Below are 16,165 nucleotides of genomic sequence, written 5' to 3'. Positions count from 1 at the left end.
GTCACATATAAACCGCATTATTGAACAGGCTTCGTGTCCTTTGTGTTTTATTTTGTGGTCTATGGTTATGTTTTATATTACCGGTCTTAAAAAAATTCTATCGGGTTTGGCATTCACCGCAGACTTACGGCGGTTGGTTTTTATTCGCCGAAGACCTGTTTGTTCCTTGCGTCGGCCAGTATTTTTTTGTTAGCTTCATCCAACCCCACAATGTCATCCAGACTCATATACGCTGCAATTTGTACGTTGGTGTTTTTGTCTTTGGAAAGCCGGATAAGCAGGTCATAAATCGGTTTGGGTATCTTTTCCTTGCCCCTAAAGATAACGCCGAATCCGTCCGCGCAGGACTCGCGCATATTCCATGCGGGGTGCACACTCGCTTCCGTTAAAAATTTTAATGCCTCTCCATGCCCTTTCTGTGCGATCTGCGTTATGCCTTCAACGGCAGCCATCCCCAATGCGTCTTCATCGTCCGGATTTTGCAAATACCTTTGAAGACAATAATTTTTAAGAAAATCAAAAGACTCGTGGCCGCCGATATTACCGATAGAAATAATAATCTCTTCCTCGATTTCCGGCGTGATCACATCCTTGTTATTTGCATCGGTCAGAAAATTAATCAGCGCTGCAAAACCATCGGAATGAGCCCAAAGCCCGAGGCCGATGATGCCGGTGAGAATACGGTTTGGATCGGCATCGTTCATCAGCGCATGCAGGTAGTCTGACAGACGTGGATCGCATTCGAGATACGGGATCAGGTGAAGGGCGTCGTTGCGCTCGACCTCATCCGCGCTCAGGATGTTCCTGGTTATGACTGCGAAGATCTCTTCTTTGAATTCCTCCGCATTTTCCGGATCCATATTTCCGCGATCGTCTTCTTCAAAGTCCGGCTCATCTATGTCAAAATTTCTCTTTATCATTTTTCCTAAGCGTCATTTCGAATCAAACGAAAAGTGTTTACATCCCGCCCTGAATAATTTCAGTGATCCCCTTGCGTACCATCATAACACCGATTGCGGCCAATAAAAGCGTTACCACTTTAGCGATACCCTTGGCGCCGCTGCGGCCTGTAACCCGCAGAATATATGGCGAATACCGCAAAGCAGTATAAACAATCAGCAAATTAATTACAACAGAGGAAATGGTCGGCCCCATGCCGTACGAGTCCATGGATATCATCAAGGTCGTTAATAAGGCCGGCCCAACGATCAGCGGAATTCCGATGGGCACTATGCCGATCGACGCCGTATGCTGAATTTTGATTTCGGTTGTTTCGTCCTGTACTTCATGGCTTTTCCTCTCTTCAGTAGAAAACAGCAGGTCATTAATCGCAATGGCAAACAAAATGATTCCGCCGGCAATCTTAAAATCGCTCATCGTAATTCCGAGAAAAAGAAAAATAATTTTTCCAAGAGCGAGAAACGTCATACTGACAAGAAACGCAGTGAATATGGACTGCCGCAAAACCCGCCGTTTTGGATTCTCCGGAATACCTTCGGTCAGCGTGAGGTATACCGGAACTATACCGATCACGTCGATTGCAACAAAGATCGGAATGAATGCGAGAAGGTAATCTTGGATCATAATTCTCCAAACAAATTGGGTAAAAATCTAACCATCAATTAACAAATAATTTTGATATGACGTTGTGCGCTTTATCTCTCGTGAGGTCCCTTTCTTTTACGCCAAAAAATAAAGCGGCCCATCTAGACCTACGGATAACAAATTCGAAAAATAACCAAATAAATAAAAAGGTGCCCATGGAAATTAAAATGTATTTCGCAAAAATTCCAATATCGAGTTGCACCGCAAAAAAGCCGATAATGATCAATACCGGCTGATGCAGAATATAAAACGGATATACGGCCATGTTCGCATAGCGCATTGGCCGGCTGGTGAAATTGAGATATTGTTTCGCGTATCCCAGAAAACAGAACATCCACGCAAGGGTGTTGACGCTCTTGACAAGCTTGTATATTACGCCGGCATCGTAGGACTTCTCAAGGAAATCATCGCCCGACTGATGCAGCTCCGTGTAGATAAAGATAAAACATACAGCGCCCAATAAAAAGTAAAACGTGCGGTCGTCTTCGATTCGGTCCCAGATCGACATATTCGAAGCAATAAAATATCCGTAAATCAGCGTAACAAAGTAAAAAGAGAAATTATACCAATCATTGATCAATTTTCGTTTGTCCGGCCAAGCGTCTCTTAATGTGTATTCTATAATGAACAGCGGTATCACAAGCAGCAGCAAACTATACTTTTTTGCCGAAAAAAACATCGCCGTTTTTTCAGCCAATTTCTTTCCATTTGTCCCGCGTAAATAATGAAATAGGGGTAGTGCCAGAATGGTATAGACTAAAAGATAACCGATAAACCATAAGTGATTCCATCTAAAATGATGGAAGAAATGATTTTCCATAAAAGACGCGTACGATCCGTACGTTGCCCCTTTGTGTAAAAGCCCCACATAATTCAGTAGCGGAGTAATAACTAAAAATCCAAAAATAAGCGGGATAAGGAGTCGGATAATCCGCTTTTTTATGAATGCGCCGTTTCTGATGTTTTTTATCGCAAACCAGGATCCCGCTCCAGAAATCAGAAACAATAGCGGCATGCGCCACTGTCTTATAAACAGCATCGGTAATTTGAGCCCGTTATAAAGCTCCGAATTCTTGATATGAAAATCCCAATCGACAAAGATAAGCGCAATATGATAAAATAACAAAAGGCCGAAAGCCAAAACCCGGATCCAGTCCAAATAATATAATCTTAATTTCACGGGCCGTGAAGGAATATTGTGCATGGAGGATCTTTTGTCTTATCTGTTGCAGGAACTGGTGCGGCTTATTTTATTCTTAAAATGGCTATGATACATACAAGAAGTCAAAACCCCAATATCTCTACATTCACCGTTTCAATATCTTCCATCTTTGATCCGAGGAACCTTTCGCCCACTTTCACAAAATTCTTCGGCATATCGGTTACGTAAAACTTATGCTGCGCTCTACGCGTTTTGGCGCTGAGCAATTTATTGTCGGCAAGAATTTTTTTTGCAATTTTCGCCGTTTCTACGCCGGAGTCAATGAGGCCAACCGGGGACCCTATGATGCGATCGATAGATTTCTGTATTGTCGTACTGAGCATGGGGTAATGCGTACACCCGAGCACGAGCGTGTCAATATTCGATCCTTCGAAATGCCGGAGATATTCCCCGCTGATCTGTTGCGTCACATCGTGATCCAGCCAGCCTTCCTCCGCCAACGGCACAAATAAACTGCACGCATGCGAAAAAACTTCCGTTTCGGCATTCATCTTCTTGATCGTTATGGGGTACGCCTCGCTGTTGACCGTGGTTTGCGTTCCAATAATACCGATACGTTGTTTCACACTGAGCCCGACCGCCGCGGACGAACCCGGCACTATGACGCCGATCACGGGTATCTTGAACATATTGGCAATGAAGTCCAATGCGACCGCGCTGGCGGTGTTACAGGCAATGACGATCATCTTGACATCATGTTCGAGTAAAAATAAACAGCTTTGCAGAGTAAACGCTTTGATCGTGCGATCGGACTTTGTGCCGTACGGCACGCGCGCGGTATCACCGAGATAGACGATGCGTTCATTGGGCAATTGACGCATAACTTCCTTGACCACGGTCAAACCGCCGATACCGGAATCAAAAATTCCGATGGGCTGATCGCTGAGTGTTTGCGGAGTGTCCATTAAAGGGCTCGCCGCGGACTCCGGGCGTGAGTTTGTCATAGATGCTCCTTCGCTTCCTGGATATTCAGTTCCAATTCTTTTATCTTCTGCTGTAAGTACTGCCGCTTCATGCCGAGTTTTGCCGCGGTCTGTGAAATATTCCAGTGATTGAGTTTCATCGATTCCATGATAAACTCGCGTTCAAACGCGCGTACGACGCGCTGTTTGGCGTCCTGGAAACTCACGTCGCCCCGCTCAAGAATTTCTTTGATTCCCATCGGACTGAAATCGCCGTTTTTTTTCAGGTCGTCATGCAACAAGTCTTTTGTGATTTCCTCGCCGGAACTAAGCACTACGCTGCGTTCAACCACATTAATCAGTTCGCGCACATTGCCGGGCCAGTCATAATCCATAAGTACTTTCATTGCATCATTTGAAAAGCGCGTGACGTTAATTTTATGTTTTTGCGCAAACACGCTGAGATAATGTTTAGCCAGCAGAGGTATATCGCCCGCGCGTTTGCGTAGAGTCGGAACTTCGATCTCCACCACATTAATGCGGTAATACAGGTCTTCCCGGAATTGTCCTTCGCGTATAAATTTAGACAAATCACGGTGTGTGGCGCTGAGAATACGGACATCCACCTGAATGGATTCCGTGCCGCCGACGCGTTCGAATTTTCTTTCCTGCAGGACGCGCAGAACTTTGGCCTGCGTTTCGAGCGACATATCGCCGATCTCGTCGAGAAAAAGGGTTCCGCCGTCCGCTAATTCAAATTTTCCCTGTTTCGCCGCTACCGCACCGGTGAACGCGCCCTTTTCAAATCCGAAGAGTTCGCTTTCAATCAATTCTTTTGGAATCGCCGCACAGTTAATGGAAATAAACGGCCCTTTGGCGCGGAGGCTCTGATCATGAATCGTCTTGGCTACCAATTCCTTTCCTGTGCCGCTCTCGCCGCGAATGAGCACCGTTACGTTGCTTTTGCTTACTTTGTCAACAAGATCATACACGTGCCGCATCGGTTTGCAGTCGCCGATAAATCCGGTGAATCCTTTGCTGATCTGAAGTTCTTTTCTTAACTGCGTATTTTCACGTTGAAGTAAAACCTGCTGCACGGCATGCCCGACCTGCGCGCGTAATTCTTCAATGTCATACGGCTTAGACATATAATTGAATGCACCGGACTTGATAGCCTCGACCGCCGTCTTTTCTGAACCGTGAGCCGTAATCACAATCACAAGACTTTCGATTCTACGTTCCTTGAGCTTTTTCACAAAATCAATGCCGTTCATACCGGGCATTGAAACGTCCGTTACGATGACATCGTAACTATTAGTACTCATCAGATTCAATGCGGAAAGAGCATCCTCGGCTTCGGCAATACGATAACCTTCCGGCCTCAGGGCTTTGGCCATACCGTAGCGTGCAGCTTTTTCATCATCTACAATCAGAACGCCGATAGTGGATTGTAATGTGAAATCCGGTGTAATGGGTTCGCTCATAAATTACTTAGTTGAGTGGTATATAAATTTCGAATGAAGTACCGACGTCTTTCTGGCTGCGTAATATCAGCCTACCGCCGATGGCTTCGGTTTTATTTTTTACAATAGCCAGTCCAAGGCCTGTACCGGACGATTTCGTGGTGTAGAATGGTTTAAATATTTCTTCCATTCTTTCAGGACTGATGCCGGAACCGTTATCGGTGATCGCAATTTTGATACACCGTTTCTGGTCTGGCAGCAAATGCGGCGCATATTCCACAGCCGGCTTTTTTTCTGTTGACTGAATCGAGTGTACGATCATAGGATCAAGATTCCACTCGGAAAATCCGTCCGCAATATCGGGCGGATACAGCTTATCTACGATCATTACGCTCGAGTGTTTTTCCGATGACGTCGCTTCAAACAGATCCGCCTCCCGCACGGTGTAGCCCGCACTGAACATGAGCCGGCCGCCGTGTTCCATCGATTGTATCGCATTGATAATAATGTTAAAAATGATCTCTTTCAAGTCTCCCTGCCGGGATTTGATCATCAACGGCGAATGTTCATATTTGGTATACAGCTTGATGCCCTTGCCGCGGGTTTCTTGGCGAAGAATAGTCAGAATATTGTCAATGATCTTGATTATATCAATTTCATCCTCATCGGAATCATCCGTTCGGGCAAATTTGAGCAGCTGCCCTACCACAATGGTCAGGCGGTCAATTTCTTCCGTAATGATCTGCAGATCCATCAGTTCGTGATCCTTGCTCCCGCTTTTTTTCTTCTCATCCCTCAGCGATTGCACAATACTCTTGATAGAACTCAGAGGATTTTTTACTTCGTGCGCAATGCTTGTCGCCAGCAGGCCAAGCGACGATAATTTATCGGCCTGGAACATTTTAGATTCCAGCTCGATACGCCGCTGAACTAATTCAATATTTTCAATCGCAATGGCTATCTGGCTTGATACGGTCAGCAGAATTTCCTTTTCTTCAAATGTAAATTCCTCATTGGTCTTCTTTTTACCGATAGCTAGCAAACCGACCAGATCATTTTCCAGGCTGATACCGAGATAAATATGATAAGGAATTTCAGAAGACCTGAAATGAAAAAGATTCATGCGACGCGCCTCATACAATCCGTTGCCTTTTTGAATATTCTTTACTACAGATTCCAGTTTGAATTCCTTTATATCACCCAGACTCTGCGTAACGGAATAATACATGCGCTCAGGATATATGTGTTTGCCTAAGATAAACAATCCGACTTCTTCCACATTAAAATATTCAATGACCGACGAATGAACTACCTTCAGTAAATCGTCCAAGTTGCCCGCACTCACGATCTTTTCGCTGATCTTGCGAATCATAGATTGGTACAAATATTTCTGATTGAGGGCGTAGTACCCGGCGATGCGACGTATCATATATTTGACCGGTTCGTATAAAATGAACATCAGCGACACAATCAGAATCTCCAGCATTTCAACGCTGAGATCAGGATTATCTTCTCCCATTTTCCGTAATGCTCGCGCCGCTACGATGTAAATACTCAAAAAAGTTCCTGCAATCGTGATCAGCAGAAAGCGCCTCCGTGCCACCGTAGAGTAAAAAGGATATTTGTACAAGAGATAGATCATAACCCCGGTTGGAATGAGCGAGGAAATCATCAATAGACTTTTGAGCGATTTATCCAATCGAACGTTTCCCGTTCCTCCGAAAAAATAAAAGTACAGCAGCAAAGCCGAAATTATAAAAATGATAACCGTCTCGACCACAAAAAATTGCCGCCATTTTTCGTTTCGGCTCAACATGATAATTCGAATCGATAGCATTGCAGAAACCCAGAGCGCGATCACTATGAAAAAAATAAAGACGGGAATAAAACTCATGTTTTCATCGAGAATACGCCTTCGTGAATCTACGATCGTATACTGTCCGAAATAAATAATGAAAATAATTGGCAGATAAAAAAAGAGAGGGAATATTTTATAAAAGACGCCCTTTCGGCCAACCAGTTGATGAACATAATCCAGGAAAGAGGCGTGAACATGTACCACCACCGCCGGAAGGAACACAATACTGTACAGCGATATATAGCGTAATTCCGTGTATATCTCTTGCGCCGGCCGGCCGAAAACTTGTTTGATGGTCAATGCAAAAAACTGGAATCCGTGCCATATCGTCAGAATAAGGACCATGAACAAAAAAACATGTTCATGCATCAGTTTATTTTTGCGCTTAATTATTTCCCCGCTCAAAACGGCGTACAGGATCATGCCGACAAAAAAACCAAGCATGACGATCATATCATAACCGAACATAGATTACCTTACGCGATAGATACCGCTGGCATCTGCCCTGAATATTACGGCTCCTTGTTGATCCGTTCGATATACTTTCGCTCCGATGTGAACCAGATCGCCGACAACTGCCGGCGATGGGTGGTTAAACATATTGAATGCCCCGCAGGAAATAACGGCAAACTTAGGCTGCACTTTCGACAGAAATGTTTGCGACGTCCCGTTCCACGAACCGTGATGGCCGACTTTCAGAATATCACTTTGAAGCGTTTCCGAGTAGTCGCCTATTTCGGACAGGCTTGGGAGTTCGGCATCCCCCGTAAATAGCGCCTTGACGCCATGGCACCTGAGCTGGAAAACAAGAGATGTGTTATTCGTTCCCGCGGGCGCCGGCGCGTTTTCGGAAACAAACTGTTTCCCCGGATGCATGAAATATAACGCAACATCCTTATCAATTGCAAGCGCGTCCCCGGCGCGTATTATGCGGCGTGGAATACTGCGCCGTTCTATTTGGCACAGAATGCTGTCGTACACATCGGATCGGTAAAATTGTCCGGGGTCAATCACTTGCCCAACGGTAAAATGTTTCAGCAGATAAAACACTCCTCCAATGTGATCGTCATGCGGATGCGACATGATCAGATAATCAATATGATGGACGCCGATTTTTCTCAAATAGGGCGCCACCACCCTCTCGCCCTGATCAAAATGTTCGTTGCAATCGCCGGCGTCGATAAGAATCGTTTTATTTTGAGGAGTTCGTACTACGGCGGCGTCGCCCTGTCCGACATCAAGAAATATAATCTCAAGTGGTTGTTCGGAACTCCACACCGGCCTCCAAATGAAAATAGCAATCACGGCCAATCCCGCAATCATACCGTATTTTCTGATCTTTAGAACATTCCATGTAAGAAAATAAAATAGAATCATGTAAAATATCAGCATACTCCACAAATCCATCTTGTAAAATTCCGTGTAAGCAAACGGCATTTTGGACGACCACTCGGCGATCTTGACCATCAGCAGGATGGACAACTCGTTGACGTTGGCGAACCATTGCGCAATAGTAAACGAGAATGTGCCGGCCATCGCCGATATAAAACCAATGCCCATTACAAAGCTGGATAAAGGAACGATCAATACGTTTGCCGCAAGCGCGACCAGCGGGATTTTATAAAAATAATATGCTGTAAAAGGAATCGTTCCAATCTGGGCGGCAACAGACACGAGAAGTAACGCGAGTATTTTTTCACTTAAACTCATGTCGCCGGATTGAAAAAAACCAAATCGTTTGCATGCCGTTTCCAGTTTTGGATAAATCAGCACTATGGACAATACTGCCGTAAAAGATAATTGAAGGCCAATATCGAACAATGCCAGCGGCTGCATAAAGAGAATGATGATTAACGAAACAAAAAGACTGTTTATAATATTTCCCCTCACCTGCCAGAGGGTGCCAACTAAAACGACGCCGGCCATAATTCCGGCACGCACCACCGATGGAATAAAATCGGCAACGCCCATATAAACGACGAGACAGGCTAGAGTAAAATAAATTCTAAGGTTATAACGCAGCCTGAGAAAACTGAAAAATCCGAATAGCAATGCCGTGATAAAAACGATATGCAGTCCGCTGATAGACAATATGTGAATCGTACCGCTATAGGAGAAATATTCCAAAACCTCACTTGGAATTTCACCGCGTTCACCAACGAGCAAACCGGTTAAAATCGAAGCGCTAAGCGGCGATAAGGTGGAATTATTCAGCTCGAATACGTAATGCTTAATGGGATGAATAAAATATTTCAGGATCGGGTTCGTTTCCGTATGTCCCGTTGCGGCCACTTGTCCCGCTTCACCCAGATACATTAATCCGTAAATATTCTGAAAAGCAAGATATTGCGCGTAATCAAATTCGCCCGGATTTCTTTCATCTCTTGGAGCAAAAATACTCCCATACAGAATCAGCTCCTCACCATAGGTTCTCGGAATACGAGCCTCGTCACGCAGTGTGATGAGTAATTGGCCGGTGGTTGGATACTCAATATGTTGAGTCACACGGATGGAGCGAACCTCAAAGACAAAACGAATTTTATCTTTGATCAATTGCGGATCACGGCTGACGATCCCTTTTACTTCAACTTCCCGGCCTAATTGATTAAAATGTGAAATGTGGGATGATTCGAATCTTCCGGACGGATAACGGGCGGAAATAAGAAAGAAAATTCCGGAAATAAAAAGCAAGAATGCGAGCAACCTCATCTTTCGTCGCAGAAGAGCCGCTCCCGTTATCAGGCCTATTGCGGCGAGAGAAAATATGAGGGAATGACCTGAAACAAAGAGACTCGATATGCCGGTGTACCGAATGATAAGTATGATCAGAATAAAAAGGAGCACAACTTTGACGGCGGGATACAAACGCAGCGGATCGCGAGTTTGGCCCATTATAAAATCCCTAAATCGTCTCTACGAAGCCATCCTACCTTGCCGTCCCGCAATTTGATTTCAAACCAATCTGCTTTTTTCGAACGAATCTGAACTTTAGTTCCTTCATGCAATACAAAAATAATACTTCCTGCGTTATCCGGCTCACTTTTCACATCGGCGGCGGCATTCAAAATAATTGCTTCCTGGGTTTTCGCGCGTGAATACACCCCGGCGCCAAAATTAATTGTACAAAATAATAGATAAATCCCGACGGTTGTTATCAGTATTTTGACATAGCGCCGTTGCATCCTGTGGATTTTTCCAAGCAATATCAATCCTACAAAAATATACCAACCCAGAAGACTCATTACCGCCCACGTGTTTGTCGACAAGGAGCGCATTATTTTTTTTGAGATATCATATACAAAAAAATCAGGCGGAGTAATAATTTTATCCTTCAGATACAGTTGTGTCAACTCAAGATTAAAGACGATGTCCTCATCGGATGGATCGAGCCTTATGGCTTTTTCATAATAAAATACAGCATAGCCGTATTTTTTCATTTTAAAGTAGGTGTTAGCCAAATTATAAAAAAGTTCTTTCGATGAATAATCCGCGTCGACAAGCTGTTGATACAAAATCTGCGCATCGGAATATCGTTTTTTCTCATAGGAAAGGTTGGCTTTTGCGAAAAGATCTTCCGAAGAGATCGAGATGCCCTGTCCATTCAAAACGTTTGATGTCAGGGTAATCGCCAGGAGCGTGTATATGATTTTCATCATTGGGTTATATTGCCTTGTCCATATTCAGTATAGCTGAACGAATGCGGTTATACGCTTCATCGATTTTTTCTTTAGACTTGCTTTCCGGAGCAAAACGCGCTTCATCGCACATATGCAAGCAATCCAAATATTCTTTGATCAACGCTTCGTCAACTCTCTTTTCTCGGAATCGCTCTTCCAGCAGTTCTTTCATAAGACTTGCTTCCGGAATTTTTAATTTGTCCGCCGCCAAGCCGCTCAATGTTTTGGCTATTTCGGCATAAAAAGTATCGACCTTATTTTCCCTCACTAATTTTTCAGCAGTTTTCAGGCGTTTTTTTGCCAATGGACTGGCTTTCCTGTATTTTGCTCCTTCAATATCCTGCAACGATCTCGCCCGTCTCTTCAAAAATAGATTCCCACTCAGCCACGCGCCTGCCGGAACGATCCACAGAAGAATGAACCACCATCGATATACAAAACCGCGATCACTTTGAAACCAATCGTCTACGTCGGATTTAATATAGCGGATGTCTTTGGACAGAAGAGCAATTTCTTCTTTTGACAATCCGCCGCCGCTTGCAATACCGCCTGTGCCGACCGCAATATCGAGCGTATGCGATGACGAAGATTTTGTGATGTACTTTTTTGCCGAAGGATCAAAATAGGAAAAAACGTACGGTGGTATTTCAAATTGTCTGCTCGCGCGCGGAACGGCCACGTATTCAAAAGTTTTCTTCCCACTGATCAGGTTTCCTTTTTTATTGATCTCATCCGACGATTTTGGATCATATTTTTCAAAATCATCCGAAAATGGGTTGGGTGGAATTTCCGCTGACATGATATTTCCCGTACCGCTGATCTCTACTTTGTAAACCACCGCCTCACCGGTCTTGAGTGACGCCTTATCGACGGAAGTCGTGACATCAAAATTACCGACCAACCCGGTGAAGTTCGCCGGTTTTTCTGCCGGTAGCTCATTCACTTTGATGTCAACGGAATTGGAAACGAGTTTTGTCTGTACAACTTGTCCGAACGGATCACCAAAAGGTGAGAAAAAGTCATCGAACATATTGCTGCGCCCTTTTTTGGAAATGCGCAGTTCGCAGTCTATTTCTGCCGGATCAATACTCAAAGTTCCTGCATGCGTTGGAAATACAGCCGTCCGTTTAATGGTAAATGTAGAATACGTAACGCCGTTTAGAATTTCGCGCTCCGGTTCCAACGGTTGTTTGATCGGGAAATCTTCCGCCCAGAATCCGGTAAAATTCGGAGTTTTCGTCGGTGAATATTGTGTAATATTCACGCGCGTATAAATTTTCAGGTAAACCATGATCTGTTCGCCCACATACGCCTCTTTTTTTGCTGAAACGATTGCCAGAAAAACCTCTTTCGACAAAGAAGCGTTTTGATTTCCTGAAACCGTGCCCGCCGGAACGACTTCGATGGTGAGCGGCTGTGTGGTATAAGCTCTTCCGTTATTTTCCACACTGATCGACGGTATTGTCCATTTGCCGGCTTCTTTTGCGCGGAGCAAAAACTGATAACTTTTTGAAACGCTTTTCTTGCCGTTGATGATTTGAATGGACGTGGATTCTCCGGCATTGGCATAAATAGCTTCAAGGCCTTTGAGCGGCGGCAGCTGGGGATACGCCGTCACATTAATATCATCTCCGCTGATCTCGACGGTCAGCGTGAAGGATTCTCCGGCCTCGATCACCGTTCTCTCCACCGACGCACTGCAGCGAACGTTCTGCGCCTGCAGAACGTGCGTTGCGAAAGACACAATTAAAATTATAATAATGTTTCTGACCATGATATTTCTTTTTCAGAGGTAGGCTAAAAATAATCAGGTTGGGGGTTTTTATCAATATCTATTTGTTGCACTCGTACATTTACTATCACGAATACCCTTTAGTAAAAAAAACTTCCTGACGGTTGCCGAATTTAATAAAGTTGGCGGTTTCTAACTTGAATGTGGACTCACAACCGTCAGGATCTATTCGTAGTTAACGTCCTTAGACTTTTACCAATACAGAGATAATCCAAGCCTCATGCCGTTGGAACCTGTTCTATAACCTGTATTTTTATACTTATCCTTGTAGCCCCATGATTCCGGCTCCAAGGTGCTTGTGCTTTCGCCGCTATAGGTCTGGTGTGCCGATTGGAAATACGCATAAAGTTCATATTCAGTAAATAAACTCACTTTTTTTGTGGGAAACCATTCTAATCCCATTAGAAGATTTATTCCGGTATACCAAGATTTCGACGTCATCTCACTTTTACCGGAGTAATTAGGATCCCCATGCTTGTTGATCCCTTTTGATTGACTGAACCCCAACTCAGGACCAAACCCGGAATACAGGGCAAAATGGTCTTCAGCGTAGGGATAATATAGAAACTCCACTCGGTTCGATATGGTGTAATCGTCATACTCATTTTTACTTTTTGATGTTATAGTATCAACTGGTAGTCTATGAAATGAGCCCTTGCCGTCGGTTCCTCCTAAACCAAAAAGTATCCCATAACGTATGGCTGTGTTGTTAGACACATGATATTTTAATTGTAAAATGACTGAGCTAAAATCATCGCTTAATTGAAATGCCCATCTTGATTTGTGTATAGAGTTAAAACTTTCGGTCTTGCCGTCTTGCGCGGAAGTAGCCGAAGAACAAAAAAAAATAAAAATAAATGCTTCTATGATGAGGAACTTCACTGAATTCATATATAAATCTCCATTTAAATTATTGAAATCAATAGCCGGATAGTTTGTGGCCAGATAGGCTTAACAATTTCCATTTCAGTCGTTCCTCATGTTGGTGATAAGATTTTGTTAGTTGAGTAAGGGGCTTTCCGACTTTTTTTTTCCGTTAGACAATTTCATTCAACTTTTTTTTGCAAACCACCACACATTCATCAGCACAAATTTCGCCACATTCTCAATCACGACAGAATCGATTTTCTCCGCCGTATCGCCCGGTGAATGATATGGCATCGTCCCGTTGTAGACATACATGAAGAATGCCGGAACACCGAGAAGATGAAAATAGTAGTGGTCGGAATTGGGAGAATTGGGGCGTGTACCGAGCTCGAACTGAAAATATTTTTGATTGACCTTCTGAATCTCTGAAAACACTTCTTTATGCCCGTCCACACCCTGAACCATGATACCATTAGTGCCTGAACCAACCAGATCCAGATTGATCATGAATCGGATCTTTTTGAGTTCGATCAGCGGATGCGTGACGAAATAGGCTGAGCCGAGCAGACCCACCTCTTCCCCCGTGAAGGCAATAAAGACTACGGAACAATTTGTCGAAATATCCTTCAGCGCCTCCGCGACGGCCATCATCACCGCGACGCCGCTCGCATTGTCATTGGCGCCGTAAAAAATGCTGTCCTGTTTTTTCCCAAGATGATCGAGATGCGCCGAGAGCACGACGAACTCGTCCGGATAGAGGGTGCCTTTTTTTATCCCGACCACATTCATGGTTTCTACGGAATCGTTAGAGGTTTCGTGCAAATGAACTTTCGATCTGACGGTTTTTGTATCGAGCTTGAATTTCTGAAAGTACGAACTGCCGATCGGCACTACATTATTTTGTTCAAAATGCCTGCTTACATAATTTGCCGCCTTTTCAAAACCCGCAGATCCCGTTGCCCGCCCCTCAAACGAATCCGAGGCAAGCGTTGCGATCAAAGAGTGGATTTCTTTACCGTTCACTTGATCGACAAGCTTAAGAATCGTTGTGTCAAAGACTGAGTCGGCTATTTTTATCTGCTGTAAAGGCGGCACCGGCTGATCCAGCCGTCCTACCTGGCTTTGTGCGTTATTAGATAGAACGAAGAGCAAAAAAAGAACGGCGGATAATAGTCCGCCGTTTGATGATGTTATTATCTTCATGACTTTGATAGATTAGATGAAACTAAAATCGATAACTTAAACTGATGACAAAACGATTTGCTGTTATTTTCTCATCGGTTACAAGTTGATTGCCTTGGTAATCTGTACCAAGTAAAAAATCCGTCGTGGATTGTTTCCACCAACCGTGTTGATATGAGGCATCGATCTTGACCTGTTTGTCCAGTAAAAAACTCAGTCCGCCCGATAGATATTGTTTGTTGCTTGCGATGCGCTCTGTACCTTTTTTGAAAGGCGATTCCTGATAAAAATATCCCGCCATGGCCTTTATCCCAAGATTGGGAATGGCAGCTTCAGCGCCGAGCCGATAGTTGGCTGATTGGCGATAATTGGATAGAATACTTTGGTTGATCTCACCGTCGATGTCTTTGGCGTTTTCATCAAGTATGTTGGAATGAAATCGTGTTTGCGTCCAGTCGGTCATTTCAACTGCGCCTGTAAGGAGAAATAATTGATACTTGTACGAAGCTCCAAAATCAAATTTCCATGGCGACGTGATTCTGTATTTCAAAAAAGAATCGGAGGTAAAAAGATCGTCCGGAGTATTATCGTCATAAACTAGATATTCCGAATAAGTCGAACTCTCCTCCGCTTTTAATGAAGACGGCGCCGTGACCGTGACAGCAACCCGAAAATTATCGGAGGGTTTTAACAGCGCGCCCATCTTAAAACCAACGCCCGAGTAATCCGGATTAATTTGAAATTCAACTTCCCGTGTATACACATCCAAAAGAAGATCATCGTAGCTATCGTCTTCAAAGTAGGCGACGTCGTTGTTATTTTTGCCAACCAGGAGATTGAGCGTAGCGCCGACCGACAATGTTTTAGTGAGATCCACGGCCCCGGAAAAAGACCACTGGTTCAGATTACCGCCTGTTGTGGTTTTTTCATTTTGATAAAAACTGCGGCCGGTGTTATCACGAGGCGACCCGATCACCTGATTAAAATCATCGAAGGAATTGATCCTGTGATAGCCGATACCAAAAACCAAACTGCCGCGGTAGGTGGGAATTGGGAATACCGCGCCGATTGCATTCATGTTGGTAAATCCATTTGTAGTCTCGGTGGTCGTTCCTTGATAACCAATGCTGTTATTCAAACTTAGATGAGATAAACTACCGTAAAATTCCATCTTGCGAATTTGCGCAAGCCCGGCCGGGTTCCAGTATACCGCGGTATAATCTTCCGCAACAGCCGAATAAGCTCCGCCCAGAGCCATGGCGCGTGCGCCGGGGCCGAATTCGTTCTGAAAAGGCCTGATGGCGTCCGTTTCATTCTGCGCAATAATATGAGTCGGAACAAAAAAGGCAATCCATAGGATTAAACTCAGCCGTTGTAACATGTTGATCACTCCTTATTTTTTCCTGGTGTTTTTTCGCACACCAAAATCTCGTTTTTTGTTTTGCGACTCGATCTTGGGTGTTGCCTGCTCGGTCTGTGCGCTGTCTGTGTTTTGTGTTACAGAAGAATCACTAAGGACCGTAGTTGTGATTGTTCCACCGAATGTAGGTGTCGATGCGGGGAAGGATGGAATTACCGCGCCTCCGCCATCAGTTGT

General features: G+C 44.3%; 12 protein-coding genes. All 12 read right to left on the bottom strand.

What is annotated here, in order from left to right; translation table 11 throughout:
- Positions 1–140 precede the first annotated feature (140 nt).
- The 12 genes from F9K33_06360 to F9K33_06305 all read right to left on the bottom strand — a co-directional run bounded on the left by F9K33_06360 (position 141) and on the right by F9K33_06305 (position 15,949).
- Positions 141–920, bottom strand: a complete 780-nt coding sequence (locus F9K33_06360; protein KAB2880098.1) for a hypothetical protein — start codon at positions 918–920, stop codon at positions 141–143.
- A gap of 37 nt (positions 921–957) precedes the next feature.
- Positions 958–1,584, bottom strand: a complete 627-nt coding sequence (locus F9K33_06355) for a MarC family protein (protein ID KAB2880097.1) — start codon at positions 1,582–1,584, stop codon at positions 958–960.
- Positions 1,585–1,618: 34 nt separating this feature from the next.
- Positions 1,619–2,809, bottom strand: a complete 1,191-nt coding sequence (locus tag F9K33_06350) for an acyltransferase family protein (protein ID KAB2880096.1) — start codon at positions 2,807–2,809, stop codon at positions 1,619–1,621.
- Between the two features lie 80 nt (positions 2,810–2,889).
- Positions 2,890–3,732, bottom strand: a complete 843-nt coding sequence (locus tag F9K33_06345; GenBank protein ID KAB2880167.1) for a glutamate racemase — start codon at positions 3,730–3,732, stop codon at positions 2,890–2,892.
- A gap of 35 nt (positions 3,733–3,767) precedes the next feature.
- Complete coding sequence (locus F9K33_06340) at positions 3,768–5,213, bottom strand: sigma-54-dependent Fis family transcriptional regulator (protein KAB2880095.1); 1,446 nt, start codon at positions 5,211–5,213, stop codon at positions 3,768–3,770.
- A 7-nt stretch (positions 5,214–5,220) separates the two neighbouring features.
- Complete coding sequence (locus F9K33_06335; protein KAB2880094.1) at positions 5,221–7,518, bottom strand: hypothetical protein; 2,298 nt, start codon at positions 7,516–7,518, stop codon at positions 5,221–5,223.
- A gap of 3 nt (positions 7,519–7,521) precedes the next feature.
- Positions 7,522–9,942, bottom strand: coding sequence for a DNA internalization-related competence protein ComEC/Rec2 (locus tag F9K33_06330; protein ID KAB2880093.1), 2,421 nt, complete (start codon positions 9,940–9,942; stop codon positions 7,522–7,524).
- The gene (locus tag F9K33_06325; protein KAB2880092.1) at positions 9,942–10,706 is read right to left on the bottom strand and encodes a tetratricopeptide repeat protein; all 765 of its coding nucleotides are present in this window, start codon (positions 10,704–10,706) and stop codon (positions 9,942–9,944) included. The genes F9K33_06330 and F9K33_06325 overlap by 1 nt, the downstream gene beginning before the upstream one ends.
- A 4-nt stretch (positions 10,707–10,710) precedes the next feature.
- Positions 10,711–12,501, bottom strand: coding sequence for a hypothetical protein (locus tag F9K33_06320; GenBank protein ID KAB2880091.1), 1,791 nt, complete (start codon positions 12,499–12,501; stop codon positions 10,711–10,713).
- 210 nt (positions 12,502–12,711) lie between these two features.
- Positions 12,712–13,410, bottom strand: a complete 699-nt coding sequence (locus F9K33_06315) for a hypothetical protein (GenBank protein KAB2880090.1) — start codon at positions 13,408–13,410, stop codon at positions 12,712–12,714.
- A gap of 159 nt (positions 13,411–13,569) precedes the next feature.
- Positions 13,570–14,589, bottom strand: a complete 1,020-nt coding sequence (locus tag F9K33_06310) for a M20/M25/M40 family metallo-hydrolase (protein KAB2880089.1) — start codon at positions 14,587–14,589, stop codon at positions 13,570–13,572.
- Between the two features lie 22 nt (positions 14,590–14,611).
- A complete protein-coding gene (locus F9K33_06305) occupies positions 14,612–15,949 on the bottom strand; it encodes a hypothetical protein (GenBank protein KAB2880088.1) in 1,338 nt (445 codons plus the stop codon).
- Positions 15,950–16,165 lie beyond the last annotated feature (216 nt).

The sequence above is a fragment of the bacterium genome, assembly GCA_008933615.1.
Taxonomy (GTDB): Bacteria; CLD3; CLD3; order SB21; family SB21; genus SB21.
Note: the sequence above shows the minus strand (reverse complement) of the source record. Positions and strands in the feature narration are given on the sequence as shown.

What these genes read in the sequence shown, in the direction of transcription:
- F9K33_06350 (KAB2880096.1), bottom strand. Translation starts at nt 2,809, where the DNA reads ATGCACAATATTCCTTCACGGCCCGTGAAATTAAGATTATATTATTTG.
- F9K33_06330 (KAB2880093.1), bottom strand. Translation starts at nt 9,942, where the DNA reads ATGGGCCAAACTCGCGATCCGCTGCGTTTGTATCCCGCCGTCAAAGTT.
- F9K33_06340 (KAB2880095.1), bottom strand. Translation starts at nt 5,213, where the DNA reads ATGAGCGAACCCATTACACCGGATTTCACATTACAATCCACTATCGGC.
- F9K33_06360 (KAB2880098.1), bottom strand. Translation starts at nt 920, where the DNA reads ATGATAAAGAGAAATTTTGACATAGATGAGCCGGACTTTGAAGAAGAC.
- F9K33_06305 (KAB2880088.1), bottom strand. Translation starts at nt 15,949, where the DNA reads ATGTTACAACGGCTGAGTTTAATCCTATGGATTGCCTTTTTTGTTCCG.
- F9K33_06310 (KAB2880089.1), bottom strand. Translation starts at nt 14,589, where the DNA reads ATGAAGATAATAACATCATCAAACGGCGGACTATTATCCGCCGTTCTT.
- F9K33_06345 (KAB2880167.1), bottom strand. Translation starts at nt 3,732, where the DNA reads ATGGACACTCCGCAAACACTCAGCGATCAGCCCATCGGAATTTTTGAT.
- F9K33_06355 (KAB2880097.1), bottom strand. Translation starts at nt 1,584, where the DNA reads ATGATCCAAGATTACCTTCTCGCATTCATTCCGATCTTTGTTGCAATC.
- F9K33_06335 (KAB2880094.1), bottom strand. Translation starts at nt 7,518, where the DNA reads ATGTTCGGTTATGATATGATCGTCATGCTTGGTTTTTTTGTCGGCATG.
- F9K33_06325 (KAB2880092.1), bottom strand. Translation starts at nt 10,706, where the DNA reads ATGATGAAAATCATATACACGCTCCTGGCGATTACCCTGACATCAAAC.
- F9K33_06315 (KAB2880090.1), bottom strand. Translation starts at nt 13,410, where the DNA reads ATGAATTCAGTGAAGTTCCTCATCATAGAAGCATTTATTTTTATTTTT.
- F9K33_06320 (KAB2880091.1), bottom strand. Translation starts at nt 12,501, where the DNA reads ATGGTCAGAAACATTATTATAATTTTAATTGTGTCTTTCGCAACGCAC.